The sequence below is a fragment of the Rhodomicrobium sp. R_RK_3 genome (assembly GCF_002198715.1).
Lineage (GTDB): Bacteria > Pseudomonadota > Alphaproteobacteria > Rhizobiales > Rhodomicrobiaceae > R-RK-3.
On the sequence record NZ_MWLK01000027.1, the window covers coordinates 54,591 to 78,144 of the forward strand.

General features: G+C 66.2%; 23 protein-coding genes and 1 tRNA gene. 14 read left to right on the forward strand and 10 right to left on the reverse strand.

The window, feature by feature from the left end:
- The first annotated feature begins 9 nt into the window (after window positions 1-9).
- Window positions 10-1,182, forward strand: a complete 1,173-nt coding sequence (locus BLEFHOIH_RS15450; RefSeq protein WP_125461727.1) for a VWA domain-containing protein — start codon at window positions 10-12, stop codon at window positions 1,180-1,182.
- Window positions 1,179-1,952 (forward strand): XdhC/CoxI family protein, encoded by a 774-nt coding sequence (locus tag BLEFHOIH_RS15455; RefSeq protein WP_088346923.1) that lies wholly within the window; start codon window positions 1,179-1,181, stop codon window positions 1,950-1,952. Before BLEFHOIH_RS15450 ends, BLEFHOIH_RS15455 begins: the two co-directional genes overlap by 4 nt.
- Window positions 1,953-2,422: 470 nt before the next feature.
- Here the strand turns inward: BLEFHOIH_RS15455 and BLEFHOIH_RS15460 are convergent, their stop codons facing one another.
- The 5 genes from BLEFHOIH_RS15460 to BLEFHOIH_RS15480 all read right to left on the reverse strand — a co-directional run bounded on the left by BLEFHOIH_RS15460 (window position 2,423) and on the right by BLEFHOIH_RS15480 (window position 7,873).
- Window positions 2,423-3,406, reverse strand: coding sequence for an NAD(P)-dependent oxidoreductase (locus BLEFHOIH_RS15460; RefSeq protein WP_280950641.1), 984 nt, complete (start codon window positions 3,404-3,406; stop codon window positions 2,423-2,425).
- Entirely contained in the window at window positions 3,324-4,646 is a 1,323-nt protein-coding gene (locus BLEFHOIH_RS15465) for a hemolysin family protein (RefSeq protein ID WP_088346925.1), read from the reverse strand. Before BLEFHOIH_RS15465 ends, BLEFHOIH_RS15460 begins: the two co-directional genes overlap by 83 nt.
- A 127-nt stretch (window positions 4,647-4,773) precedes the next feature.
- Entirely contained in the window at window positions 4,774-6,273 is a 1,500-nt protein-coding gene (locus tag BLEFHOIH_RS15470; protein ID WP_088346926.1) for a phosphomannomutase/phosphoglucomutase, read from the reverse strand.
- Window positions 6,274-6,421: 148 nt separating this feature from the next.
- Complete coding sequence (locus tag BLEFHOIH_RS15475) at window positions 6,422-7,108, reverse strand: TIGR02281 family clan AA aspartic protease (RefSeq protein WP_088346927.1); 687 nt, start codon at window positions 7,106-7,108, stop codon at window positions 6,422-6,424.
- A gap of 57 nt (window positions 7,109-7,165) precedes the next feature.
- Window positions 7,166-7,873 (reverse strand): TIGR02281 family clan AA aspartic protease, encoded by a 708-nt coding sequence (locus BLEFHOIH_RS15480; protein ID WP_088346928.1) that lies wholly within the window; start codon window positions 7,871-7,873, stop codon window positions 7,166-7,168.
- 447 nt (window positions 7,874-8,320) lie between these two features.
- On the opposite strand from BLEFHOIH_RS15480, the gene BLEFHOIH_RS15485 reads away from it, so the two are divergent.
- Window positions 8,321-8,734, forward strand: a complete 414-nt coding sequence (locus tag BLEFHOIH_RS15485; RefSeq protein WP_088346929.1) for an Hpt domain-containing protein — start codon at window positions 8,321-8,323, stop codon at window positions 8,732-8,734.
- Here BLEFHOIH_RS15485 and BLEFHOIH_RS15490 read toward each other — a convergent pair.
- Window positions 8,724-9,539, reverse strand: coding sequence for a DUF4846 domain-containing protein (locus BLEFHOIH_RS15490; protein WP_245297031.1), 816 nt, complete (start codon window positions 9,537-9,539; stop codon window positions 8,724-8,726). The two genes, BLEFHOIH_RS15485 and BLEFHOIH_RS15490, sit on opposite strands and share 11 nt — an antisense overlap.
- A 656-nt stretch (window positions 9,540-10,195) precedes the next feature.
- On the opposite strand from BLEFHOIH_RS15490, the gene BLEFHOIH_RS15500 reads away from it, so the two are divergent.
- Both BLEFHOIH_RS15500 and BLEFHOIH_RS15505 read left to right on the forward strand, forming a co-directional pair.
- On the forward strand, window positions 10,196-10,747 hold the full coding sequence (locus tag BLEFHOIH_RS15500) for a thioredoxin family protein (RefSeq protein ID WP_088346932.1): 552 nt from the start codon (window positions 10,196-10,198) through the stop codon (window positions 10,745-10,747).
- A gap of 155 nt (window positions 10,748-10,902) precedes the next feature.
- Entirely contained in the window at window positions 10,903-11,211 is a 309-nt protein-coding gene (locus BLEFHOIH_RS15505) for a hypothetical protein (RefSeq protein WP_088346933.1), read from the forward strand.
- A gap of 6 nt (window positions 11,212-11,217) precedes the next feature.
- Here the strand turns inward: BLEFHOIH_RS15505 and BLEFHOIH_RS15510 are convergent, their stop codons facing one another.
- Window positions 11,218-12,009: a thermonuclease family protein gene (locus BLEFHOIH_RS15510; protein ID WP_125461728.1), complete on the reverse strand. Its 792-nt coding sequence runs from the start codon at window positions 12,007-12,009 to the stop codon at window positions 11,218-11,220.
- Between the two features lie 253 nt (window positions 12,010-12,262).
- On the opposite strand from BLEFHOIH_RS15510, the gene BLEFHOIH_RS15515 reads away from it, so the two are divergent.
- Together BLEFHOIH_RS15515 and BLEFHOIH_RS15520 are read left to right on the forward strand one after the other, a co-directional pair.
- Window positions 12,263-12,339 (forward strand) — tRNA-Arg (locus BLEFHOIH_RS15515).
- A gap of 116 nt (window positions 12,340-12,455) precedes the next feature.
- The gene (locus tag BLEFHOIH_RS15520) at window positions 12,456-12,887 is read left to right on the forward strand and encodes a hypothetical protein (protein WP_125461729.1); all 432 of its coding nucleotides are present in this window, start codon (window positions 12,456-12,458) and stop codon (window positions 12,885-12,887) included.
- A gap of 37 nt (window positions 12,888-12,924) precedes the next feature.
- Here the strand turns inward: BLEFHOIH_RS15520 and BLEFHOIH_RS15525 are convergent, their stop codons facing one another.
- Both BLEFHOIH_RS15525 and BLEFHOIH_RS27535 read right to left on the reverse strand, forming a co-directional pair.
- Entirely contained in the window at window positions 12,925-13,317 is a 393-nt protein-coding gene (locus tag BLEFHOIH_RS15525; RefSeq protein ID WP_088346936.1) for a hypothetical protein, read from the reverse strand.
- 396 nt (window positions 13,318-13,713) lie between these two features.
- Window positions 13,714-14,268 carry a hypothetical protein gene (locus tag BLEFHOIH_RS27535; protein ID WP_125461732.1) on the reverse strand — a complete coding sequence of 185 codons (555 nt, stop codon included), beginning with the start codon at window positions 14,266-14,268 and terminating at the stop codon, window positions 13,714-13,716.
- A gap of 500 nt (window positions 14,269-14,768) precedes the next feature.
- On the opposite strand from BLEFHOIH_RS27535, the gene BLEFHOIH_RS15535 reads away from it, so the two are divergent.
- Window positions 14,769-15,962, forward strand: coding sequence for an MFS transporter (locus tag BLEFHOIH_RS15535; RefSeq protein WP_088346938.1), 1,194 nt, complete (start codon window positions 14,769-14,771; stop codon window positions 15,960-15,962).
- A 7-nt stretch (window positions 15,963-15,969) separates the two neighbouring features.
- Here the strand turns inward: BLEFHOIH_RS15535 and BLEFHOIH_RS15540 are convergent, their stop codons facing one another.
- On the reverse strand, window positions 15,970-16,335 hold the full coding sequence (locus BLEFHOIH_RS15540; protein ID WP_170937183.1) for a hypothetical protein: 366 nt from the start codon (window positions 16,333-16,335) through the stop codon (window positions 15,970-15,972).
- Window positions 16,336-16,636: 301 nt separating this feature from the next.
- On the opposite strand from BLEFHOIH_RS15540, the gene BLEFHOIH_RS15545 reads away from it, so the two are divergent.
- The 6 genes from BLEFHOIH_RS15545 (at window position 16,637) to BLEFHOIH_RS15570 (ending at window position 23,331) form a co-directional block, all read left to right on the forward strand.
- Window positions 16,637-18,760 carry a hypothetical protein gene (locus BLEFHOIH_RS15545; RefSeq protein WP_088346940.1) on the forward strand — a complete coding sequence of 708 codons (2,124 nt, stop codon included), beginning with the start codon at window positions 16,637-16,639 and terminating at the stop codon, window positions 18,758-18,760.
- The gene (locus BLEFHOIH_RS15550) at window positions 18,757-19,326 is read left to right on the forward strand and encodes a hypothetical protein (protein ID WP_088346941.1); all 570 of its coding nucleotides are present in this window, start codon (window positions 18,757-18,759) and stop codon (window positions 19,324-19,326) included. The genes BLEFHOIH_RS15545 and BLEFHOIH_RS15550 overlap by 4 nt, the downstream gene beginning before the upstream one ends.
- A gap of 133 nt (window positions 19,327-19,459) precedes the next feature.
- Window positions 19,460-19,801, forward strand: a complete 342-nt coding sequence (locus BLEFHOIH_RS15555) for a YciI family protein (RefSeq protein ID WP_088346942.1) — start codon at window positions 19,460-19,462, stop codon at window positions 19,799-19,801.
- Window positions 19,802-20,064: 263 nt separating this feature from the next.
- Window positions 20,065-20,778: an SDR family NAD(P)-dependent oxidoreductase gene (locus tag BLEFHOIH_RS15560; RefSeq protein ID WP_088346943.1), complete on the forward strand. Its 714-nt coding sequence runs from the start codon at window positions 20,065-20,067 to the stop codon at window positions 20,776-20,778.
- A gap of 216 nt (window positions 20,779-20,994) precedes the next feature.
- Complete coding sequence (gene alr, locus BLEFHOIH_RS15565; RefSeq protein WP_088346948.1) at window positions 20,995-22,239, forward strand: alanine racemase; 1,245 nt, start codon at window positions 20,995-20,997, stop codon at window positions 22,237-22,239.
- The gene (locus BLEFHOIH_RS15570; RefSeq protein WP_088346944.1) at window positions 22,240-23,331 is read left to right on the forward strand and encodes a D-alanine--D-alanine ligase family protein; all 1,092 of its coding nucleotides are present in this window, start codon (window positions 22,240-22,242) and stop codon (window positions 23,329-23,331) included. It begins immediately after the preceding gene.
- The last annotated feature ends 223 nt before the right edge of the window (window positions 23,332-23,554 follow it).

Genomic DNA, 23,554 nt, shown 5'->3' on the forward strand with positions numbered 1-23,554 from the left:
GTGTCCGGGATGGAAGACATCGGCACGATCCCGGCTTTGCAGACACGGATGGTCCGCTTCGCGCGCCTGCTCCGCGACAACGACCTGCCCGTCGGCGTGACCGAAGTCGCCGATGCCTTTCGCGCGCTCGGCGTGGTCGATGCGCTGGATGCCGATCAGGTCCGCCGGACGCTGCGCCCGCTGTTCACCTCGCGCGAACGCGAATGGCGGCGCTTCGACGAGCTATTCGACGCCTTCTGGCTCGGCGAGGCCCGCTACCGGCGGACGGTGGTGCGCTCATCGGCGGGCGGGGCGGCCACCGTTTCGGGCGCTGACAGGCAGGGAAGCGGCGGGCGCGGCACGCTCGCGGATTATTTCGACTGGGGCTGCGAAGGCGACGCCGCCGGGACCATCGGCGGCGAGGGCCGGGCGGCAGGCGCATCGCGCGGCGAAAGCCTCGCCAAGGCGGATTTCGGCCAGATCACCGACCCCGAGGAAATCCGCCAGCTTCACCACCTCGCCCGCGACTGGGCCGAGCGCATCCGCTACCGCCTCTCGCGCAGGCGGCGCGCTGGGCGCCGGGGCGAGAAGCTGCTGCTGCGGCGGATCTTTCAGCGCTCGGTCTCGACCGGCGGCCTGCCGATCAAATGGTTCCGCAGCCGCCGCAAGTTGAAGCCCGTGCGCATCCTGGTTTTCGTCGACGTCTCCGGCTCGATGGACAATTACTCCTTGTTCTTCACCCGCTTCGTCTATGCGCTGACCGCCAATTTCGCCAAGGCCGAGGCCTTCATCTTCCACACGCGCCTCGTCCACATCACCGGCGCGCTCGGCAAGATCAACCCGCAAAGGATGATGGAGAAACTCGCGCTGATCAGCCAGGGCTGGTCCGGCGGCACGCGCATCGGCGCCGCGCTGGCCGAGTTCAATACGCATTACGCCACCAGCTTCGCAACGCCCAACACCCTCGCGATCATCATCAGCGACGGTTTCGACACCGGCCCGGCCGAACGCCTCGGCGCGGAGCTGGCGCGGCTGAAGCGGCGGGCGAAGCGCCTGGTCTGGCTCAATCCGCTGCTCGGGCGGGCGTCCTACGAGCCGCGCGCGGCGGGGATGCTGGCCGCGCTGCCGCATATCGACCTGTTCGCGCCGGCGCATAATCTGGAGAGCCTGACGGTCCTCGAAGCGGAGCTGGCGCGGCTATGAGCATCGACCCGAATGAAAGCGTCGAGAGCTTTTGCCGGAACTGGGACGGCGCCGCGCCCTATGTCCGCGCCACCATCGTGCGCACCGAGGGCGCGACGGCGGCCAAGAGCGGGGCGAAAGCCATCGTCACGGCGGAGGCGGAGATCATCGGCTGGCTGGGCGGCGGCTGCGTGCGCGGCGCGGTGCTGAAGGCGGCGCGGGAGGCCATCGCGGCGGGCGCGCCGAGGCTGATCCGCGTGCGGCCGAAGGAGGCCGTGGGGGCGGAGCGGGACGCGGACGGCGTGCCGCTTTACGCCAGCCATTGCCCGAGCAAGGGCAGCGCCGATATTTTCATCGAGCCGGTCATCCCGAAGCGCCCGCTGGTCATCATCGGCGGCAGCTATGTTGCGCAGGCGCTGGCGGATCTGGCCGGGCCGCTGAGCTTCCACATCGTCAAGGCGCAGGCCAATGCCGAGGCGCTGGCGGATCAGCCCGGCCTCCGCCACGGCTTCATCGTCGTCGCGACGCAAGGCTCGGGGGATTTTGCCGGACTCAGCGCCGCGCTGGCGACATCCGCGCCTTACGTGGCTTTCGTCGGCAGTCCGGCCAAGGTCCGGGCGATGCGTGCGCGGCTGCTGGCCGGCGGCATGGACGAAACGGCGCTCGCCCGCCTGCGCGCTCCCGCCGGTCTCGCCATCGGCGCGGAGACGCCCGCCGAAATCGCCGTCTCCATCCTCGCCCAGATCATCAGCCTGAGCCGCAGCGCCGTCCGCGAGGCGGCGCGGAGCTGATCGCCCGCCGGTCGCCCCAGACGCAGCAAGCGGCGAGCTGTTGTCAGAGCTGGGCATGGACGTCATCGGCGCGTGATCGCATCGAACGGCATTAACCAAAGGGCCGCGATCATACTCAGCGCCCGAATGCGCCGCAGCCTTCCCCTCTCCCATGGGGAGAGGGTGGCGCGCGTCAGCGTGCCGGGTGAGGGGTTTTTGAGTCAGCCGTGAGGCACGAACCCCTCACCCTGCCCCTCTCCCCATGAAGACCTTTGCAAAACTTCGATTCCTTCGCCCCGGCCGTTAGAGTCGGGGCCCACCCGCCTCTCCACTTGCCGCAGCAATAGCGGAAATAGGATTGGGTCCCGGCTCGGCCTGACGGCCGTCCGGGACGACGGGGAGAGGACCTTCGATACGCGAAGGTCTCCGATGGGAGAGGGAGCTTGGCTGCGGCGGGGTCGGTGCGTCCGCACCGATGCCGCCTCGCCGTCTTATTCCCGGTTCAGCCGCGCGATCAGGCTGGAGGTGTCCCAGCGGTTGCCACCCATCTTCTGGACTTCGGAATAGAACTGATCCACCAGCGCGCTGACCGGCAGACTGGCGCCGTTGCGGCGGGCCTCGTCGAGGCAGATCGACAGATCCTTGCGCATCCAGTCGACGGCGAAGCCGAAATCGAACTTGCCTTCGTTCATGGTCTTCCAGCGGTTTTCCATCTGCCAGCTCTGCGCCGCGCCCTTGGAAATCGTGTCGATCACGGCGGCGACGTCGAGGCCGGCCTTCTGCGCGAAGTGGATGCCCTCGGCCAGCCCCTCGACCAGCCCGGCGATGCAGATCTGGTTCACCATCTTGGTCAATTGCCCCGAGCCGGCCGGCCCGAGCAGCTTGGTCGCCTTGGCATAGGGCGCGATCACCGGCTCGGCCTTGGCGTAGACATCGGCGTCGCCGCCGACCATCACCGTCAGCGCGCCGTTCTCCGCGCCGGCCTGCCCGCCCGACACCGGCGCGTCGAGGAAGCCGGCGCCCTTCGCCTTGGCCGCCGCGTAAAGCTCGCGGGCGACATCGGCGGAGGCGGTGGTGTTGTCGATGAAGACAGCGCCCGCGCGCAGCGTCTCAAAGGCGCCGCCGGGGCCGGTCGTCACCGCGCGCAGATCGTCGTCATTGCCGACGCAGGAGAACACGAATTCGGCATCCGCCGCCGCCTCGGCCGGGGTGGCGGCCGCCTTGCCGCCGAACTTGGCCACCCACTCATCCGCCTTGGCGCGGGTGCGGTTATAGACGGTCAGCTCGTGGCCGCCCTTGGTGCGGAGATGGCCGGCCATGGGGAAGCCCATGACGCCGAGGCCGATCCATGCAACTTTGCTCATCCGAAAACTCCCTAGCTCGATTTTTGCCTTACAGCCCGCCTCGCGGCCGGCGGACGGACGATCCGGGCCGCGCCATCGCCAGCACCTTGTCGATGCGCCGGCCGTCGAGATCGACGACTTCGAAGCGCCAGTCGCCCCAGTCGAAGGTCTCGCCCGGCACGGGGATATGGCCGAGTTGCGACAGCACGAAACCGGCCAGCGTCGTATATTCGTCCTCATGCGCGCTGAGGCCCCGGACCGACAGCGTGCGCTCGACCTCATAGACCGGCATCTGCCCGTCGAGCAGCCAGGAGCCGTCGGCGCGCTGCACGGCATTGGGCTCGTCGTCGCCCTCGCGCTCGGGCAAATCGCCGGCGATGGCGACCAGGATGTCGGTCGGCGTGACGATGCCCTGCACCGTGCCGTGCTCGTCCAGCACGACGGCCATATGCACGGTCGAGGCGCGGAAGCTATCCAGCAATTTGAGCACCGGCGTGCCCTCATGCACATAGACCGGGTCGCGCACCACCTTCTTCAGGTCGATGACGCCGCCCTGCCGCGTCAGCTGCAACAGGTCCTTGGAGTGGACGACGCCGATGATGTTGTCGGCCTCCTGCTGGGCGACGGGGAAGCGCGAATGGCCGCTGGTGGCGATGGTCTCCAGCACGCGGTCGATGCTCTCGTCGAGATCGAGCCAGACGACGTCGGGCCGCGCCGTCATGATCGAGCGCACCGAGCGGTCGGCGACGCGCAGCACGCCTTCCAGCATCTCGCGCTCGGCCGGCTCGAACACGCCCGCCTCGGTGCCTTCGGCGATCAGCGTCTTCACCTCTTCTTCGGTGACGCGGGGATCGTCGAGCGCGGGCGGGCTGAACAGGCGCAGCACCAGGTCGGTGGTCCGGCGCAAGAGCCAGACGGCGGGCAGCGCGGCGCGCGACAGAAACAGCATCAGCGGCGCGACGAAGCAGGCGACGGGTTCCGGATTGCGCAGGGCGAGGCGCTTCGGCACCAGCTCGCCGATGATCAGCGAGACATAGGTCAGCGAGACGATGACGATGGCGGTGGATACGGCGCTGGCATGCGGGCCGACATAGGGCAGCGGCTCCAAAACTTTGGCGAGCGGATCGGCGAGCGCCGCCTCGCCATAGGCGCCGGCGAGGATGGCGATCAGGGTGATGCCGATCTGCACCACGGCGAGGAAGCCGGCGGGATCTTCGGCGAGGATCAGCGCCGAGGCCGCGCCGCGCCGTGATTCCAACGCATATTGCTGCAGCCTGCCACGCCGCGACGACACGACCGCAAGCTCCGACATCGCGAAAAAGCCGTTGAGCACGATCATGAAGAGGACAATGAGGATGTCTTGCCAAACCATTTGGCTTTAGGGACCCGGGGTCGTGAGGTGGCGCCGCCTGCGCAATGTGGACGTAACTTTGCTTTTTAGGGCGAATTGCGGCGAGTGGAAAGTGTTTACGCTCATTCGCGGGATGATTGTCGCCCCTTTAGATCTTCTGATTATAGGCGCCGATCTCGGGATAGGTCGCCAGATGTCCGTCGATTTCAGCGAAGATGGCCCGCATATTCGCCTCCGAGGTCGGGCTTTCGGCGACCACCACCAGCTCCGGCTTGTTCGAGGAGGCCCGCACCAGCCCCCAGGTGCCGTCCTCCAGCACGACGCGGATGCCGTTGACCGTGACGAGATCGCGAATCGGCTGGCCGGCGAGGCGGCCGCCGACCCGGGCGAGGCCGGTGAAATGGGCGATGACGCGGTCGACCACGCCATATTTGACCTCATCGGCGCAATGGGGCGACATGGTCGGCGTCTGCCAGGTTTTCGGCAGGTCCCGCTCCAGCTCGGCGAGCGTCTTGCCGGGGCTGCGGTCCATCATATCGAGCACGGCGAAGGCTGCGATCAGGCCGTCGTCATAACCGCGCCCGAGCGGCGGGTTGAAGAAGAAATGCCCCGATTTCTCGAAGCCGACGGTCGCGCCGTTCTCATGGCTGTAGCGCTTAATGTAAGAATGGCCGGTCTTCCAATAGTCGGTCGTCGCGCCATTGGCGAGGAGGACCGGATCGGTCAGGAACAGGCCGGTCGACTTGACGTCGACGACGAATTTGGCGTTCGGGATGAGGCTGGAAATATCGCGGGCGAGCATGACGCCGACGCGGTCGGCGAAGATCTCGCGGCCCTCATTGTCGACGACGCCGCAGCGGTCGCCGTCGCCGTCGAAGGCAAGGCCCACATCGGCGCCCTGTTCGAGCACGGCGTCGCGCAGCGCGTGCAGCATCGCCATGGCTTCCGGGTTCGGATTGTAATTGGGGAAATTGTAGTCCAGCGCGCAATCGAGCGGGATCACCTCGCAGCCCGCCGCCTCCAGCACCTGCGGCGCGAAGGCCCCCGCCGTGCCGTTGCCGCAAGCGGCGACGACTTTCAGCTTGCGCGTCAGGGGCGCCCGGTTGGTCAGGTCGGCCAGATAGCGGTCCGAAAGCTCGTGCGCGAAATGGTATGAGCCGCCGCCCTTCGCCTCGAAATCGCCGCCGAGCACGATGGCCTTCAGCTCGCTCATATCGTCGGGGCCGAAGGTCATCGGCCGCTGCATGCCCATCTTGATGCCGGTCCAGCCATTGTCATTGTGGCTGGCCGTCACCATCGCCACGCCCTCGACCTCAAGCGCGAACTGGGCGAAATAGGCCATCGGCGAGAGCGCCAGGCCGATGTCGAAGACGTCCGCGCCGCCCGCCAGCATCCCCGTCATCAGCGCCTGCTTGATCGCGCCGGAATAAGCACGGAAATCATGGCCGGTGACGATGCGGACCGGCACGCCCCGGCGGCGCATCAGGGTGGCAAGGCCCATGCCGATCGCCTGCATCCCCATCAGGTTGATCTCCTGCGGGAACAGCCAGCGCGCGTCATATTCGCGAAAGCCGGTCGGCTTGATGAAGGGCAGGCGCTCGAAATCGGCGGTGTTGGGCCTGAGGTCGGTGCGAGGCGTCGGAAACATGGTCGTCCTTGAGGGCGCAAAAAATGGCGTGCCGAGAGCTGCGCGGCTCCCGGCCAAATGTCCTGACTTATCCCGATATCGGGTCGCCCGGCCAATGGCCAGCGTTGATTGCCACATTCCGCGGCGCATTGATGCCGGCCGGGCGGTGTCAGGGCGCCGTGTGCTGCACCATGTTCAGCCTGCCGCCGCTCAGCTCAAAACCTGAAAGGCGGTTGATGAAGCTCATGCCGAGCAGATTCTGGGTCATCTTGCCCGGCTCGGCCACCACCGCCTTGACGTCATGCAGCACGATGCTGCCGATGCGGACATAGTCGAGATTGACCGGCGCGACGCGGGCGATGCCGTTGGCGGTCGAAGAGCGGCTGGTGAAGCGCAGATTGCTTTCGCGGAAGCCGAGCTGCACGGCGGTCTCGTAATTCAGCGCGACATAGGTCGCGCCGGTGTCGGTCAGCAGCTCGACCTTGGCGCGGTTGATCTCGGCCTGGACGATGTAATGGCCGTAGAGATTGGCCGTCAGCGTGACCTTGCGGCCGGTGCGGGTGGTGCGGTCGATCAGCGTGTCCAGCTCGGTGACCGAGGCGCGCAGCTCGGGAATGTTCTGCGGCGCGCTGGCCGTGGTCTCCGGCTCGCGGCTGGCGACGGATTGCGTCGTTCCGCCCGGCTCGATCCCGGTCTTCCATTCCGGCGCCACGCTGGCATGAAGCTTGGGCCAATTCTGCTCCAAGACCCGGTACACATCCTCGAAATAGGTGAAACTAACGATCGCTGCCGCCGCGAACAGGAGCCACAAGCCGGCCTCGTTCGCAGCGCGCCGCATCCCGCCCCGGAATGCCATGCGCCATGCTCCTCAAACGCTCATGCGCCCTGGGCCCCAGCCCGCGGCTCATGTCCCTCAGCCCCGCAATTCCAAATAGTCGCCTGCGAATTCATATGATCGCAAACGGCTTAAGAAAGTCATACCAAGCAGGCTCTGGTGCAGGCTGCCGGGCTTGGCAATCAGGGCTTCGACGCGTTTGATGCCGACATTTCCGATCATGATCGTGTCCAATTCGACACGGGCGGCATAGGACGAACCATTGGCCGTCTGCACCGGCACGGTGTAGCGCAGCTTCTTGGTGTCGATGCCGAGGCGCTTGGCGTCCTCATGGCGCAGCACGACCGTCGAGGCGCCGGTGTCGACGATCATCTCGATGCGCTTTTCCTTGATCTCGGCGGTGGCGACGAAATGGCCGCTCCAGCCGCGCTTGATGCGCACGGCATGCGCCGCGCCGGTGCTGCCGGTGACGTTGATCTGGCTGCCATGCGGGGCAAGCTCGCCCATGACCCGGTCGGCGACGAGGGCCAGCTCGCCGCGATAGGCATAGACGCCGACGAGGAAGAACAGCATCGCCGCCCAGCTCGCCAGATGCTTCACCGCCTGCAGCGTCCGGCCGCGATAGGAGGAGGCGACCGCTCCGCCCAGGAAGATCAGGATGGCGACGGCGGCGACGAGCTGCGCGAAGGACTCGTTCGGGATCCCCGCAATGCTGCCGACATCGTTCGAAACGACCAGCGCTATGGCGGCGACGATGAGGGCGAAAATTGCGAGCCAAGCAGCCAAAATGGAACGCCTTTCACAACATATATGCCGCTCATATATAGCAACCGGGCCAGCGGCTGCGAAGCCCCGATGTCAACAGTTGGTAAGCGCGCGGACCGGGACGGTCCGTTCTTGCCGCGATTTCCTCGATTATGCTGGGGAAAAACGAGCCGGATTAAGGCTTCCGGCGCGGTTTGGGACGGCCCTCCAAGGGGTAATACTGATCTGCGCGGGCGCCGCGCCTTGCCGATTATTTGCCCGCGGCTGGGCCCTCACAACCTGCGATCGATGGCAATTGACGCAATTCCGTAACCGGACATTAGCGTGCGGCAGGCACAGTTGCTGGTTGCGTGGGCAGAGGCGCCCGCGCATGGCTTGCCGCCCCCCAATGGGGAGCCGTGGGCAAGTGCCAGGTTGGGCTGCCGGCCCAAAAGAGGTTCCCGGCGGCCGGAGAGTTGAGTCCAGGATATGATTCCTGAGCATAGTAATGCGATCGAAGGGCTGGAGGCGCTGAAGCGCATCTGGCTGCAGCAGACCATGGATGAACTGGATCTGCTCGGCGCCGCCGTCGATAGCGCATCCGGCGCGCCGGCCGATCTTGCCAAGGAGGTCTACCGGCTGTTTCACGATCTCCAGGGACAGGCCGCCTTGTTCGGCTATCCGCTGCTCGGCCGCGTCGGCCAGAGCTTCTGCGCCTATTGGCGCACGGCCGGCGACGAATTCGGGCCGGACCGGCTGCCGATGATGCGGGCGCATCTGGCCGCCGCGCGAAAAGTGCTGGACAAGAGGCTCGAGGGCCCGGGCGACGACGAAGCCGGGCAGGCGATCCTGGCCGAACTGGAGACTTTCGCGCGATCGTGCCCGCCCCGGATCACTCCTTGAAGCGGCGCAGATGGGCCGGCGGGAAGATCCATTCCGGCGTGATCAGTTCGGCCGAAGCCGCCGGCACCGGGTACCATGGCGTGCCGCCCTCCCCTTTCGGGTTCTTCAGAACATGCATGTCCTGCGCGGGCATGTAGCTCTGGATCAGCAGGAAACGGCGCTCGCCGGTCGCGGGGTTCGCCGCCATGTCGCCGACCAGCACCGCGTGGCCGGGGAAGCCGCCTTTGATGAAGACGTCGCCGATCCGCATCTCGGCGAGGGGGACGCGGCGCATTTCGCGCTCCAGCGAATAGGTGCCGGCATAGCTGAACACCTGAATCATATAGCGCTGGAACGCCTTGCGGTCGGCGGCCGCGCCACGATAGGCGAGGCGCTTGCCATTGCTGTCGTTGAAGGCGATGTCGCAGGCGCGTCCGCTGGCCAGCAGGAATTCGGCCCGCAGCCGCATGATGGCGTCGGCGCATTGCTGCAGATTGCGCGTGCCGGTGTCGATGTCGATGACGGCGGCGTGCCTGTCCTGCGACCATTTCAGGCGGCCGTCATAGAGGCGGACCGGCGTCTCCGGCGGGCGCAGCGGCAGATTGCGCAGCCATTCGGCGAAGCTGCCGGGCTCGGCGGGAAGGCGCTCGAACCCGGGAGGCGGCGCGATGCGGCCGGCGAGGGTGGCGGCGGCGGAAGCCGGGGCGGCGTTGCCCTCGAGCCAGAGATAGCGGGGGGCGGCCCCGGCCGGGACGGGCGCCGCTGTGGCGGCTGCGGCTGCAAGCAGCGCCATGGCGATGCCGTGCCGAATGCGGATTGCCCTCATCGAATCCCTCCCCTCGTCCGGCGCAACCGGCGCCGCGCTTGCCGAACCGTTCCCGTTTATTCGCTTCCGATGGTGAACAGACGCTGAGTCCGGACCGGGGGCGCCCCGCACCCCTCCCCGTTCACAGCGAAAAACCTCGCCGGCGCGGGCGCCAGCGAGGTCTTGGGTCATTCCAGAGGGCCTTTGGGTCTGCTCTCAAGCAGAGCGGGACGCGTTACGATTCCAGGTCGTTGAACGAAGGTGACTGAACGAAGATCCTCCTGTCGCGATCACCCGTTACAGCACGGTTCCTTTCAGTCGACGCTTTTCCCAGCGGCGCCCTCACCGGTCGATCCGGAGATTACGGCTCGCACCCGCGAATAGAGCCTTTGAAAACCCGCTCGCGGCGCCAGAGCCGTTGAAATTCGTGGATTGTCTGCTTGGGCCGCCTCGCCCGCGCGCGCAGTCGAACACGCGCTTCAAGACGGCATAACCTGCTTCGGCGGGATCATTTTCTTAGACCTCCGTGAGCTGATCAGAAATTATGACAAAGGAAGACCGCGGACGTCAATGGCTTTTTCGATTTTGCTTAAGCGTCTGCTTTGCGGCTTGAGCGCCGTCCGGCTCACCCTTATCATCCATGCGGCCGCAGGTGCGGCGAGCGACAGGAGTGGCTGATGGCGACGACGGCGGCGAATTGCGATTTCGGCTGGAAGGCGCCCGATTTCCGCCTGCCCGCGACCGACGGCAAGAGCTATGGCCTCGCCGATATCAGAGGCGCCAACGGCACGCTGGTGATGTTCATCTGCAATCACTGCCCCTATGTGCGCGGCGTCATCGACCGCATCGTCCGTGACGCGGCGGCGCTGGACGCCGTCGGCGTGCGCAGCGTCGCGATCAGCGCCAATGACGCGGTCGCCTATCCCGACGATTCCTTCGCCAAGATGGCGCTGTTCGCCGCCGAAAACCGCTTGCCCTTCCCCTATCTCTACGACGAGAGCCAGGAGACGGCGCGCGCCTACGGCGCCGTCTGCACGCCGGATTTCTTCGGCTTCAACGGGGCGCTGGAGTTGCAATATCGCGGCCGGCTCGATAGCAGCGGGCGCAATCCGGTGCCGGGCGCGCGGCGGGAATTGTTCGAGGCGATGTCGCTGGTCGCACGGACCGGCGAAGGACCGCGCGAACAGACGCCGTCGATCGGCTGCTCGATCAAATGGAAGGCCGACTAGCGCCGGTCAGCCCTCCGAATGCCGCCGCGATCCCGGCTCCCTGGCGGAGCGACGGCGGCAGTGCAGGACATGGCAACCGAATCTTAACTGCAGTCGCTACAAATTCAGACAAATCGTCTGTATTTGCTAGTCTGGCGGAAAGTCGAGAGGGCGCCATGAATCCGAACACGACCGATGTCGCGCGCTTCGCCCTGATCATCGCCCTGGGCTTTCTGGCCTTTGTCATCTTCCTCACCGCCGGCACTATTCTCGGGCTGATGTGGGTGGAGTCCATTTCGTGCAATTGCGTCAACTACCCGATCGGCCTCTATGTGCTCGGCGTGCTCGGTCTCTTGTTCTTCGTCTCGATGATCAGCGAAAGCGTCGACGCGCCGCCGGTTTTCGAGAAATGGGCGGACAATCAGCGCGAGGCGATGATCATCGTGGTGATTTTCCTCATCGTCGTCATCCTGCTGCTGATCTGACGCCGGCTACCGGATCGCCGCCACGCTGTCCAGGATCTCGATCTGCTCGGGATGGCTGACGCTGATCGAGGGGCCGTTGAAATTCTTGATCCAGCCTCTGACGCGGACGCGCCGGCCGGTCAGCTCCGCCGGTTTCAGCTCGCGCTCCGGGGCCTCCGTGCCGGTGCCGGCGAAGGCGCCGGCGCTTTTCTCCGAGATGAAGACGGTGAAGTCCTGGCGCCAGTCCTGGCCGAAATTGATGTAGGTGCGGCCCCGGCTCTCCTTCACCGTGCTGACCCGGCCCTCGACAATCTCGTAACTCTGGGCGAGCGTCGCCAGCACATCCTGCGCCTGCGCCTGCCGTACGGCGAAGAAGCCCGATTTCCACAGCCCGCGCTGGGCGGCGCGCGATTCCTCCTCCTTGGCCAGCAGTTCGGCGACGCAGAGCCGGTTCTCGGGAAATGAAATCACCCTGGCAAGCCCCGCCTCGACGAGCTTGCCCTGCAACCAGACGGGCGCACCGTCGCCGAGGATCATCACCTGGGCAAGCATCCGGCCATAGCGGTCGCGCTTGCGCTGGTCGAGCCGCAAGGCGATTTTCTTGCCGAGCACCAGGCCGGACATCGCCGTCTCCATGGCGAGCCGCGCCTCCGAGGAGGGGCCGCCCCGCGCGCGTTTGGGCCCAATGATGCCGGTCGGGCGCACCGCCCGGCCGTCCTCGAGAATCAGGGTGTCGCCTTCGCTGATCTCGGTGACCAGCCCGCCGCCGCCATCCTCGCCCTGGCACAGGGCGAAGGCTCGGCCGGCCGTCAAACTCAACAATAACGCCAAGGCGGCCCCGGCGAACGCGTCGAACCGTCTTCGGCCAGACGCGCGGGAATGGCTTGTGGCTCCAGAAGAAAATTGCACCGCCGGACATCCGTTCCTGTTTTGATCTCCTCCGCTTATAGCAGACGCGCCGGCGCGAAACCCTCGTGCCCGCTACGTACGGGCGATTGCGGAGGCGTTGCCCGGCGGCACGAGGCTTGACCTCGTCCGGCCGCGCCAAGTACACCTGTGGCACGACACCCAAGTTCCCGTAGCTCAGCAGGATAGAGCGGCAGCCTCCTAAGCTGCAGGTCCCGCGTTCGAATCGCGGCGGGGACGCCAAATCTTCGGGCCGTCGCGGCGCTGCAGCGCTAGGCCGGTTCGTCTCCCTGTCGCATAAAGCTCGTATGCCGGTCGGGCGGTCCGCCGTCCCCATGTGGCCGGGCAGCGAAGGGCTGTTGGGCGTCCGCGCTCAGCAGCCCATCGCAGATCTGTTTACAGCGCTCCCGAATCGGTTGCATTTGCCATGGACTCGCAACCAGGAGGTCGGCGCGTTGATCAAACAGGCACTTGCTGTCGCCCTTTTCGGAATGGGAATTGGCCTCGCCGGCCCCGCGCCGGTTGACGCCGCGCCGGCTCTATCTGCCGCCGCCATGCGCTCGATAGCGCCTAGCGATGCCGCCGTGCTGAAAATCGACGGGCGCTGCCTCGACGAGATTCCGATCGTGCAGGCCTGGGTCGCCTTTTTCGAGCTGTTGCGCGATCGAGAATATTTCTGCGCCAAGCGCAACGGGGAAACTCAAGGCTGGCGCACCTATGACGAGCGCGCCTATCCCACCTATAATGACGCCGGATATGCGGAACCGAGAGATCTGAAGGCGCCTCGGTAATGCGCGGCGCGGGCTGAGCGGAGCGGGAACACGGGGCTCATTGGGCCTCACGGTGCTCCCTCCAGGGTGAGTCGTAACGCGCCTGATAGGGCGGCTCATCCCGCAAGGGAGGACAGGGGTCGGCGGCCTCGCAATCCGTGGGCTCGGCGCCGCGCAGGTTACGGATGCGTCCCTCGATCGTCTCGATGGTACGGTCGACGATTGCATTGACCACCTTTTCAACAACGGCTTCGCACAATGTGTCGGTGACGGGATTGGCCCGGGACTGCTGCTGCCGCCCTGCGCGTCTGGCTCGCTCAGCCTCCAAAGCGCGCATTTCCTCCTCGCGCAGAACCTTGATGACTTGCTGGAGCGCCTGCCCGAGCGGCGGTGGCACCAGATGGGAGACCGCCTGGCTCAAGGCGATGCCTCCAACGAAGCTTGCAACCATCACGATCCTTGTGCCGCCATGTTGGAGGCGCGGCGGCCATGGCGGCGGGGGCGGAGGTTTCCGTTGTGGTGGCTTTGGCGGTTTCGGTGGTGAGGTGTCCTTCGGCGGATCCGGCGGGCGTTTGGCTGCGCCCTCCCCACGCTCCTCAAACTTGCGTGGAGGCCCATCGCCTCTATTTGGATCCTCGGCCACCGGCGCAATCCGTCGAACATGATTAAAGAAATTGGAAGAAAATCAAGCTCAGAACGCGCCATGACGGGCGACTTATGGAATTTAATTAAAATTGGTTACGGATATCTTAGGCAGCGCCGCGCGGTTCTCTCGCGCAGGCGAACGAAGACTGTCCTTCGACGCTACGACGTCTTTCCGCGGTGAAATCCGGACGCTCGCCCCCCGTCACGGACTCCAGGGCCGGTCGCGGCGGTTGTAGCGCCATTTGTTGACCTCGAACGGCGAGGTGAAATTCGACCAGAAACTGCTGGTATTCGTCGTCTCGGCGCCCTGCCGTGGGGCAGGATTGGCCGCATGCGCCGACGTCGTCGCGTGACCGGCGGCCGCCGGGCTTGGCGCGGCGGCGGGGGCAGGCAAAGGCGCGGGCGCAGGCAGAGGCGCGGGCGTTTCCGCGACGGCCGGTTTCGTGGCCGGCGACGGCTGCAGCGTCTTGGTCGAGGCAGCCAGGTCCTTGCACAGGCCGGCGGGCGTGGTCTGCATGACATCGGCGACGCTGGCGAGGTCGCGCTGGCCCTCCCCGTCCCAGATACCGGCCTCTCCGAGCGTTTCCGACCGGTCGCGCTTCAGCCAGACGAGGCCATGCCGGTCAGCGATGCGGCGAAGGCCGGTCTCGATGGTATCGATCGCGCGTTCCGCCGTGATCTGACCGAGAAGCCCCTGATCGCGGCAATAGCGCAAAAGGCCGATCTTGTTGCGCCCATAGGCGTAGATGCTCGCCACGCGGTCGGCTTCCTGCGCGAGCGCGGCCGCCCCGCAACCGCACCAAATGCACAAACCGAGCATCGCAGCAAGGTGTGATGGTCTAAGCATACTGGCCCCCCAGAGCGCAGAGGCCATTAGTTACGACAACAGCGGCGCCACAATGGCCGATTAGCGACGGTACGGCGACGACACTGTGGCGGGGCGCTCCATTACAGCCGTAATTTACAACCGCAAGGCAGTAATCACCCTGCAACATTTGCCGTTTAGCAGAGCGTCCGCGGATCGGGGCGTCGGGGCCATCCGGTGCCACAGCTTGAGCGCATTTCCCTGCCCGGCGATAGTGCCCTGCGCTGGGGCTGTCCACCGGCTGGCATTGACGGTCCAAATCAGCGCCACGCCACCCGCCTGCCATGCGCCACGATGCCTCCCTTCCCATCGCCGGCGCGGGTGCAGATCTGCGCGTCACGGCGCACCCGTCCCGGCGCGCTCACCGGCATTTTCTGGATAAAGCATAAAGCATGACCACCATCACGACTCCCGAAGCCCCGTCCGACGAGCGGGCGGTTTCGCCATGGACGACCCTGCTTCTCGCGGCGGCCTGCGGCATGCTGGTCGCCAACCTCTATTACGCCCAGCCGCTTGCCGGGCCGATCAGCAGCGCGCTCGGCATGTCGCCGCACGCGACGGGCCTCATCGTGACCCTGACGCAGATCGGCTACGGCACGGGCCTGCTGCTGATCGTGCCGCTTTGCGATCTCTTCGAAAACCGCCGCCTCGTGCTGATCATGATCTCGGTCTGCGCGCTGGCCTTGCTGGGGGCCGCGCTGGCGCCCGCCGCATTGCCGTTCCTTGCCGCGGCGCTGTTCATCGGCTTCGGCTCGGTCGGGGCGCAAATCCTGGTGCCCTATGCCGCCCATATCGCGCCGGATGCGATCCGCGGACAGGTGGTCGGCAATGTCATGAGCGGGCTGCTGCTCGGCGTAATGCTGGCGCGTCCGGTCTCCAGCTTCATCGCTGAATTCTTTGCCTGGCAGGCGGTGTTCCTGCTGTCCGCAGCGCTGATGGTCGCTCTGGCCGTCCTTGTCCGCTGGGCCTTGCCGCCGCGCATGCCGGCCTCGAAGCTGGGCTATTTCGCCCTGCTGACCTCACTCGGCCATCTGGCGGCCAGAACCCCGGTGCTGCAGCGGCGCGGGCTGTACCATGGCCTCAACGGCGCCGCCTTCAGTCTGTTCTGGACCACGACACCCTTGCTGCTGGCGGGCCCGTTCCATCTCTCGCAGGCCGGCATCGGGCTGTTTGCCCTCGCCGGCGTCGGCGGCGCCATCGCCGCGCCGATCGGCGGGCGCCTGGCCGATCGCGGCTTCGGCCGCGCGACGACCGCGTTCGCCCTCCTCCTCGTTGCCGCCGCTTTCTCGATCACGCTGATCGCGCCTGAGGGCTCAGCGGCGACGCTGGCTTTGCTGGTGGCGGCGGCGATCCTGATCGATTCCGGCACGGCGGCGAACATGTCGGTCGGACAGCGGATGATCTTTTCGCTCGGAGTGGAGGCGCGCGGCCGCCTTAACGGTCTTTATACGGCGTGCTTCTTCGTCGGCGGCGGGTTCGGCTCGGCGCTGGGTGGCTGGGCCTATGCGCAAGGCGGCTGGAGCTATGCTGCGTGCCTCGGACTGGCGATGCCGGTCGCGGCCTTCCTGGTCTTCCTGACCGAATAGCCCGGCATCAGCCCGGCGCGCGGCTTTGCCCGACCCTGTTGCCCGCATCAATCAGCGCGGCAAGCTCGCGAATGACCAGAGCGATCTCGACCGGCTTCGACACCAGCTTGTAGCCGGCCGATTCCGAGCTGAAGAAGGCGCTGTCCGGATAGCCGGTGCAGAGTATGAACGGAATGCGCTTTCTCAGCAGCCCTTGCGCGAAAGAGGTGGCGTTGCGGTTGCCGACGCGCAGGTCGAGCACCGCCGCTGTACAGGGCTGCTCCGTGATGAGCTGCGCCGCTTCGTCAAGGCTCGCGGCGGGTCCGATAATGGATGCGCCCGCTTCCAGCAGTCCCGATGCAATGTCCAGCGCCTGCACGGCGTCGTCTTCCACGATGAGAATACGCGCGCCGGTCAGGAGTTTATGCACAATCATGGGATGCTACCGAGACTGCCGAGGGATCACGCCTTTAAAGCGCCGCAACCCAAATTTGTTCCGAGTCGCGCCGCTAAGGTGCGGGAGACGCTGAGGAAACCTCGGAGCACATCGCCGTCGTTGGCTTGTGTTCGCATTGAAAAATTATAGCACCAAACAGCATACATAGCGGGGCGTTCGGCTGCGTGAAAGCGAAAGACGCTTATCCGATATGATGCTATGATTTATACTCATTGCGCTCTAAGAATTGTTTTCCTCAATGACTCGGCGCCGCGCTCTCATTGTTCCTGTTTTGCCTGTCGAAGCTAAGGCAATCCTTTCATTCTTCGATGATGTTGATGTGAAAAGTGCGCCGAGCGGCGTTAGCTACATGACGGGCAATCGCAAAATCTTCTCCACCAGCCTCGGCGCGAAGATCAAGGAGACCTGGGCCCTCTATATCGCGCCGCCGACCGGCGCCGGGAATTTGGAAGTCTCGCGCGTGCTCTATCAGATGGTGCCGGAATGCAACCCGCATCTGGTGGCGCTGATCGGCTGCGCGGGCGGCTTTCCGGACAAGATCGAGCCCTTCGACGTCGTGGTCGCGCCCCGCGTCGACTACATCGCCCGCACCAAGGTCAGCGAGCGCACGCAGATCAGGCCGCAGCAGGAGGTCTGCTCCAGCACCTTCATCGACCATTGCAAGAACGTGCAATTGCTCGATCTGTGGCATCAATATCTGCTGCCCGACGTTTCCAACGCGCGCATCAACGTGCATTTCGAGCCGATCATCGCGGGCGAAACCGTGCTGACGAATTCGCGCTCGCAATTTTTCCGCTCGGTGCAGGCGAGTTCGCCCAAAGCGGTCGCCATCGAAATGGAGGGCTACGGCTTCCTGTCCACCTGCCGCGAGCTCAAGGTCGAGGCGGCGGTCATCCGCGGCATCTCCGATACGCTCGACAACAAGAACCACGCCGGCGGGGATGAAAAGCCGCTCGGCCTCGGCATGGATCAATCGCAGTTCAAGGCCACACGGCACGCCGCCGCCCTGTTCTTCGCGACGCTCGATTTCGTCAATGCGAGCGCGTTTCGCAAAAGCGCGGCGCGCGGCAAGACGGATGTCACCGAAGTGTCGATGGTGCTCGACGCCGAGATGCACGATGTCGGCGAGATCCAGGCCGACCTGTTCGAGCTTTTCAAGAAATACGGCATCCGCAATTTCTCCTTCAAACCGGCGAACAGCGTCCGCGTCTCGTTCTTCGCCCGGCTCGACGCCTTGCGCATTTACGAGGCGCTGGTCGCGGCCGGCATCGTCGACAAGTTCGGCGGTTTCCGCGTGATGAGCTTCGGCCTCAAGGCCGAACACGCGGACGACCGGGAACTCAACGACATGCTGCGCCGCATCGAGAAGCTGCACGGCGCATCGGCGGACGAAGTTTTGCAGATCATGCGCGTCGAAGGCTGGATGGATGATCTTCCCGGCCATGCCGCCATCGTCCTCGACGCGCTCGAATATCAGCAGGAGCAGGACCGGAAAGCCGCCCGGCAGAAGAAGGGCCGGATCCTTTATCAGCGCCCCCCGCCCGAGGGCCCGGAGGCGCAATCGGCGCAATATCTCGGCCGCCGCACGACGCCCGCCATCATCCTGACCGACACCAGGGAGCTGAGCCGCGAGTTGGAGCGCGCGCAGCCCTCGATCCCGAAGAACGAGTTGCTGAGCTGGTTCATGGGCAATTCCCTGCTCGACCGGGAGATCGGCCTCGATGTGCTCCTCGCCCATTCCAGGCAGCGGCTGTTCTACGTCTGGCCGGGCCTTGCGACCATCTATGCGGCGTGCAACCTGCCGGAGAAAGCCTTCATCGACGGCTGCACCGCCGAATGGCAGATGGCGCGCGGGGCGAAGGGGCCGTCGATCCTGCAACTGCTGGACCAGCAAGGCTGGGACCGGCTGGGGCGCGGCCAGATCCGCGACGCGATGGCCGGCCGCCCGGCGACGCTCAGCAAGAGCATCGACATCCTGGCGGTCGCCTGCCGGATCCTGTCGCAGAACGATCTGCCGGTCGAGGGCTGCGTGGTGCCCGCGCTCTATGTGCTGACCTTCAACGGCACCATCGCCGGGGACGGCGCCGTCGAGCGGATGCTGCTCACCGGCCTGTCGGGCGATCTCGCCCAGGTGGCGCGGGCGACGGATCTGCCGCTGCTCGCGGTGCAGAGCGCGGTCAGGGGCGACACGCTGCCGCTGCGAGCCGCCAGCAAGGTCGCCTCGGCACTGCAAGGCGCGATCTTGAAGAACTCGAAGCTCAATGTTTCGACCGCCGTGCTCGACGCGGATGACACCTCCAAGCGGCGGCGCGAGGCCGTGGTCCTCGACGGCAAAGCTTTGAAGCTCTATGTCGCGCCATGATCGAGGAAGCGGCGCCCGACCGAGCCAGCGTGCTGCGTGACATCCTGCTGCTCGAATATGAGAAGCTGAAAGACGAGCAGCGGGCGCGCATCACCATCCGGGAGAATTTGCTCTACATCGCCCTGATCGTCTTCGGCGCCGTGTTTTCGACGCTGTTCACCATGGCCGGGTTCGACATCGGCTATCTGGTGCTGACGCCGGTGCTGTTCGTGATCTCGAACGCCTATTACTACAATGACGAGATGATCAGCCGGAGCAATCTCTACATCCGCACCAGCCTTGCCCCGCGCCTCGCCGCCGCCACCGGCCTTCCCGCGCATGAACTGTTCGGCTGGGAAGGCTTCGTCAGGCGGACCCGGCGCGTGCGGCGGCGCTTTTATCTGTTCGTCGCCAATCTCACCCTCTATCCGGCCGCCTCCGGCGCCGCGCTGATCTTCTTCGTCTCCCGCCGGCCACAGCTCAGCCGCGCCGAGGAGTTGAGCGTGCTGATCTGCGGGCTGGTGACTCTGCTGATGTTGATCCAGGTCGTCTATTACGCCGACCTATTCACCGGGCGGGAGGATTAGTCGGATCACGAGGCCCGGCGTTGATGCCCCCCGGAAACTCGCCGCCGATTTGTCGGATTGCGGTCCGGCCGTTCGTCTGGATAGTAAGAGCCGCGCAACCGGCCCTGCCCGAAGATCCCGACAGGAGGACGCCATGACCCAGTATTTGGTCGCCATTCACCACCCGGACGACTACGACCCTTTCGCCTCGGAGGACGCAGCGATGGCACGCGATATCGACCTGCTCAACGATGAGATGATCGCCGCCGGCGTCAGGATCTTCGTGGGCGGTCTGCAACCGGTCAGCCGCGCGAAGTCGCTGCGAGCACAGCCCGGTGGGAAGGTGCTCGTCACCGACGGGCCATACATTGAGTCCAAGGAGCATATTGGCGGTTTTTGGGTGCTGGAGGCGGCCAACCTGGACGAAGCGCTGGCCTGGGGGCGCAAGGCCGCCATCGCCTGCAGGGCGCCGGTCGAAGTGCGCCCGTTTCACTAGGGCCCGATCATTTGTATCGTCATTCCCGCGGAGGCGGGAATCCAGCATCCTTGAGGCGCCCGCCGTGGACGCGGCTGGATTCCCGCCTTCGCGGGAATGACAGGAGTGGATGGGTCGCGCCTGACGTTTCCGTCTAAAATGACTACCGCGAGGGCTCGACGGGCAGGCAGAGACCTGGTCATCCTCCCTGCCGATGCGCCCGCGAACCGCACGGCTCCCATCTGCCGCTTTGATTACGCCGGCGCTTCCGCTATCAAGGCGCCATGAACGACATCCCCGAACATAAGCGCATCGCGCTCGTCACCGGCGCCTCGCGCGGCATCGGGCGCGCGGCGGCCGTGGCGCTCGGCAAGGCGGGCTGCCATGTCATCCTGTCGGCGCGCACCTCCGGCGGCCTGGAAGAGGTCGACGACGAGATCCGCGCCGCCGGCGGCAGCGCCTCGATCATGAAACTCAACCTCTCGCATGGCGACAAGGTCGACGCCCTCGGCCCCACGCTTTACGCGCGCTGGCAGCGGCTCGACGTGCTGGTCGCGGCGGGGGGAATGCTCGGGCGGCTCTCCCCGCTCGGCCACATCCCGACCGAGGATTGGGAGGAGGTCTTGCGCATCAACCTCACCGCCAATTGGCGGCTGATCCGCGCCGTCGATCCCTTGCTCCGCCGCTCGGACGCCGGGCGCGCGATCTTCTTCACCTCGCGCGCCACCTGGAAAATCCGCGCCTATTGGGGGCCTTACGCGGTGTCGAAGGCCGGGCTGGAGGCGCTGGTGAAAACCTATGCCGCCGAAGTCGCCACCACCCCGGTCAAGGTCAACCTCATCGATCCCGGCCCAACCCGCACCGCCATGCGCGCCCAAGCCTATCCGGGCGAGGATAAGGCGACCGTGAAGCCGCCGGAAGCGCTCGCGCCGCTCATTCTGCGGCTCGCCTCGCCGGATTGCACCGAGAGCGGCGAGATCATCGCGGCCGACGCTTGAGCCTCGGCGCCGCCGCCTATTTCATCCGTAACGACATCGCCGTTTCTGGCATCGCTTTGTAACCTTCCCCCCCACAAACTACACGCGGATATTCCTTTATTCCGGTCGGCAGCGCCATCGCGAGAGCGCGGTTCTCGCAGCGCCTCCGACTGTCGATTGGCCTGTGCAGGAGGCCGATTCCGTCGGCAAGCGAACTCGCGCCATCGGGGGATGGACATGCTTCGTCAAGATCCCGGCCCTCCCGGCCGGAGCAGTGACCATGCGGCGCGCAACGCCTCCATCGGCGATCACGGGCTCGCGGCTTCCCCGCGCAGCCGGACCGAAGCCGTCATCGATCTCGCGGCGATTGCCCATAATACCAGAGTGCTGAGCCGGACTGCCGGCGGTGCCGCATTGATGGCGGTGATCAAGGCCAATGGCTTCGGCCATGGCGCCGTCGAGATCGCGCGCGCCGCGCTGGGCAATGGCGCGTCCTGGCTCGGCGTCACCTCGCCCGCCGAGGCGATGGCGCTTCGGAACGCGGGCATCGGCGCGCCGGTGCTGATGTGGCTTTACGCGCCGAATGAGGATCTTGCCGCATTGGTCGCCGCCGGGGTGGACATCTCCGTCGGCTCGATGGCGCATTTGCACTGCGTGGCCGATGCGGCGCGCCGGTGCGGGCAAGCCGCCAAAGTCCATTTGAAGGTCGATACCGGCATGTGCCGCGGCGGCGCGCTGCCCGATCATTGGCCGGCGCTGATCGAGGCCGCCGCCGGCCTCGGCAAAGCCGGCCTGATCGACCTCGCCGGGATCTGGTCGCATCTCGGCTGCGCCGAAGATCTCACCGATCCGCGTCTCGGCGCCCAATTGGCGCAGTTCGGCGATGCCGTCGCGGCGGCGCGGGAGGCGGGGCTTTCCGCGCGCCTGCTCCACCTGGCCAATTCCGCCGCCCTCCTGCAACTCCCGCAGGCCCGCTTCGACATGGTGCGCGCCGGCATCGCGCTTTACGGCGTGCCGCCCTTGAGCCGGGGCTTCGGGCTCAGGCCGGCCATGGCGCTGACGGCCCAGGTCATCCTCGCCAAACGCGTCCCCGCCGGGAGCTGGGTCTCCTATGGCCAGGCCTACCGGACCGACCGGGAAACCACGCTCGCCCTCGTCCCGCTCGGCTTCGCCGACGGCGTGCCGCGCGCCGCAGGGCGGAAGGCGTCCGTCTCGATCAACGGCACGCGGTGCCCGGTCGCCGGGGTGATCTCCATGGATCAGTTCGTCGTCGATGCCGGCGATCTTCCGGTCGAGGTCGGGGACCCTGTGCTGGTGTTCGGCCCCGGCGATGCCGGCGAACCGTCGGCGGCGGACTGGGCCGAATGGGCGGGCACCAATCCGCATGAGATTTTCACCGGGATCGGATCGAGGGTCCCCAGGCGATATTTGCCAGCGTCCGGCGCCGAGCTCCCGGCTGCGCAACAACAGGAGCGAGCCTAAATGTCTTCCAATGAACGCGCCCGCATTCATGTCGGCGTCCTTTTCGGCGGCCCCAGCGACGAATATGAGGTGTCCTGCAACTCGGCGGCCAGCGTGGTACACCATCTGGATCGCAACCGTTTCGCGGTCACGCCGATCCGCATCAGCAAGGCGGGCGCCTGGATCGTCGGCAATGACGCCGCCTCGAATGGCGGCGCCGATGCCGGGGCGCTGTTGCGCAGCACCCCGGATGAGGGAGCCGGCGCGGGGCCGGGCCTGGGCGCGGCCATCGCGGCGCTGGAGCGGCTGGACGTGGTGTTTCCCGTCCTGCACGGCCCCTATGGCGAGGACGGCACCGTGCAGGCGCTGTGCGAACTGATCGGCGTCCCCTATGTCGGCAGCGGGGTGTTCTCGAGCGCCGCCGGCATCGACAAGCAGCAGACCAAGCGCCTGCTCGCGGCCGAAGGGATGGCGGTCGCCAAGGGCATCGTGGTCGAGGATGACGGGGCGGCGATCGACCGGGCCGCGCTCGAAGCGCTCGGCCTGCCGTGTTTCGTGAAGCCGGCGCGCAGCGGATCGAGCGTCGGGGTCTCGAAGGTCAATGATTGGGCTGGCCTGGACGCGGCGTTGGAACTGGCCCGCCGCAGCGGCCCGAAGATCATGATCGAGGAAGCCGTGCCTGGGCGCGAGGTCGACGTGGCGGTGGTGGAATATCCGGACGGGCGCGTCGTGGCGGGGCCGCCCTTGGAGATCCTGCTGCCGGGCTCGACCGCCTTCTTCGATTACGACGCCAAATACAACGACAAGTCGGTGGTGTTCAAAATTCCCGCCGAACTCGACCCGCCGGTGGCGGCGCTGCTGAGCGAACAGGCGATCCAGGCGTTCCGCATCTTGGGCTGCAACGGCCTGCTGCGCGTGGATTTCTTCCTGCGCCCGGAAGGCGGCAGGCTGGTTCCGGTCATCAACGAGGTGAACACCATGCCCGGCCTGACCGCGATGTCGCAAGTTCCCCGCATGATGCAGGCCGCCGGCGTGAGCTATCCGGACTTCCTCGCCACGCTGATCGACACCGCGCGCGCCACCGTCCGCCCGATCAGCATTGCGAAGCGATAGGGTAAGCCGTGAAGCCATGCCGCACCCGGACTCCCTCTCCCTTGGGAGAGGGCTGGGGTGAGGGGTTCGTGCATCAGCCGTTGAGTCCGCAACCCCTCACCCGGCACGCTTCGCGTGCCACCCTCTCCCCAGGGAGAAGGTTGCGTAAGTCGCCAGCGCTTGGCCCGAAAGCGTTTGGCGGGGTCTTTGCGACTGGGTAGGCTTCCGCGGCCGGCACTGCCGG

Coding starts and splice junctions, on each gene's coding strand:
- BLEFHOIH_RS15500 (WP_088346932.1), top strand. CDS start 10,196: ATGGCGACGACGGCGGCGAATTGCGATTTCGGCTGGAAGGCGCCCGAT.
- BLEFHOIH_RS15490 (WP_245297031.1), bottom strand. CDS start 9,539: ATGAGGGCAATCCGCATTCGGCACGGCATCGCCATGGCGCTGCTTGCA.
- BLEFHOIH_RS15535 (WP_088346938.1), top strand. CDS start 14,769: ATGACCACCATCACGACTCCCGAAGCCCCGTCCGACGAGCGGGCGGTT.
- BLEFHOIH_RS15550 (WP_088346941.1), top strand. CDS start 18,757: ATGATCGAGGAAGCGGCGCCCGACCGAGCCAGCGTGCTGCGTGACATC.
- BLEFHOIH_RS15470 (WP_088346926.1), bottom strand. CDS start 6,273: ATGTTTCCGACGCCTCGCACCGACCTCAGGCCCAACACCGCCGATTTC.
- alr (WP_088346948.1), top strand. CDS start 20,995: ATGCTTCGTCAAGATCCCGGCCCTCCCGGCCGGAGCAGTGACCATGCG.
- BLEFHOIH_RS15560 (WP_088346943.1), top strand. CDS start 20,065: ATGAACGACATCCCCGAACATAAGCGCATCGCGCTCGTCACCGGCGCC.
- BLEFHOIH_RS15450 (WP_125461727.1), top strand. CDS start 10: ATGGAAGACATCGGCACGATCCCGGCTTTGCAGACACGGATGGTCCGC.
- BLEFHOIH_RS15475 (WP_088346927.1), bottom strand. CDS start 7,108: ATGGCATTCCGGGGCGGGATGCGGCGCGCTGCGAACGAGGCCGGCTTG.
- BLEFHOIH_RS15455 (WP_088346923.1), top strand. CDS start 1,179: ATGAGCATCGACCCGAATGAAAGCGTCGAGAGCTTTTGCCGGAACTGG.
- BLEFHOIH_RS15570 (WP_088346944.1), top strand. CDS start 22,240: ATGTCTTCCAATGAACGCGCCCGCATTCATGTCGGCGTCCTTTTCGGC.
- BLEFHOIH_RS15555 (WP_088346942.1), top strand. CDS start 19,460: ATGACCCAGTATTTGGTCGCCATTCACCACCCGGACGACTACGACCCT.
- BLEFHOIH_RS15465 (WP_088346925.1), bottom strand. CDS start 4,646: ATGGTTTGGCAAGACATCCTCATTGTCCTCTTCATGATCGTGCTCAAC.
- BLEFHOIH_RS15525 (WP_088346936.1), bottom strand. CDS start 13,317: ATGGTTGCAAGCTTCGTTGGAGGCATCGCCTTGAGCCAGGCGGTCTCC.
- BLEFHOIH_RS15545 (WP_088346940.1), top strand. CDS start 16,637: ATGACTCGGCGCCGCGCTCTCATTGTTCCTGTTTTGCCTGTCGAAGCT.
- BLEFHOIH_RS15485 (WP_088346929.1), top strand. CDS start 8,321: ATGATTCCTGAGCATAGTAATGCGATCGAAGGGCTGGAGGCGCTGAAG.
- BLEFHOIH_RS15505 (WP_088346933.1), top strand. CDS start 10,903: ATGAATCCGAACACGACCGATGTCGCGCGCTTCGCCCTGATCATCGCC.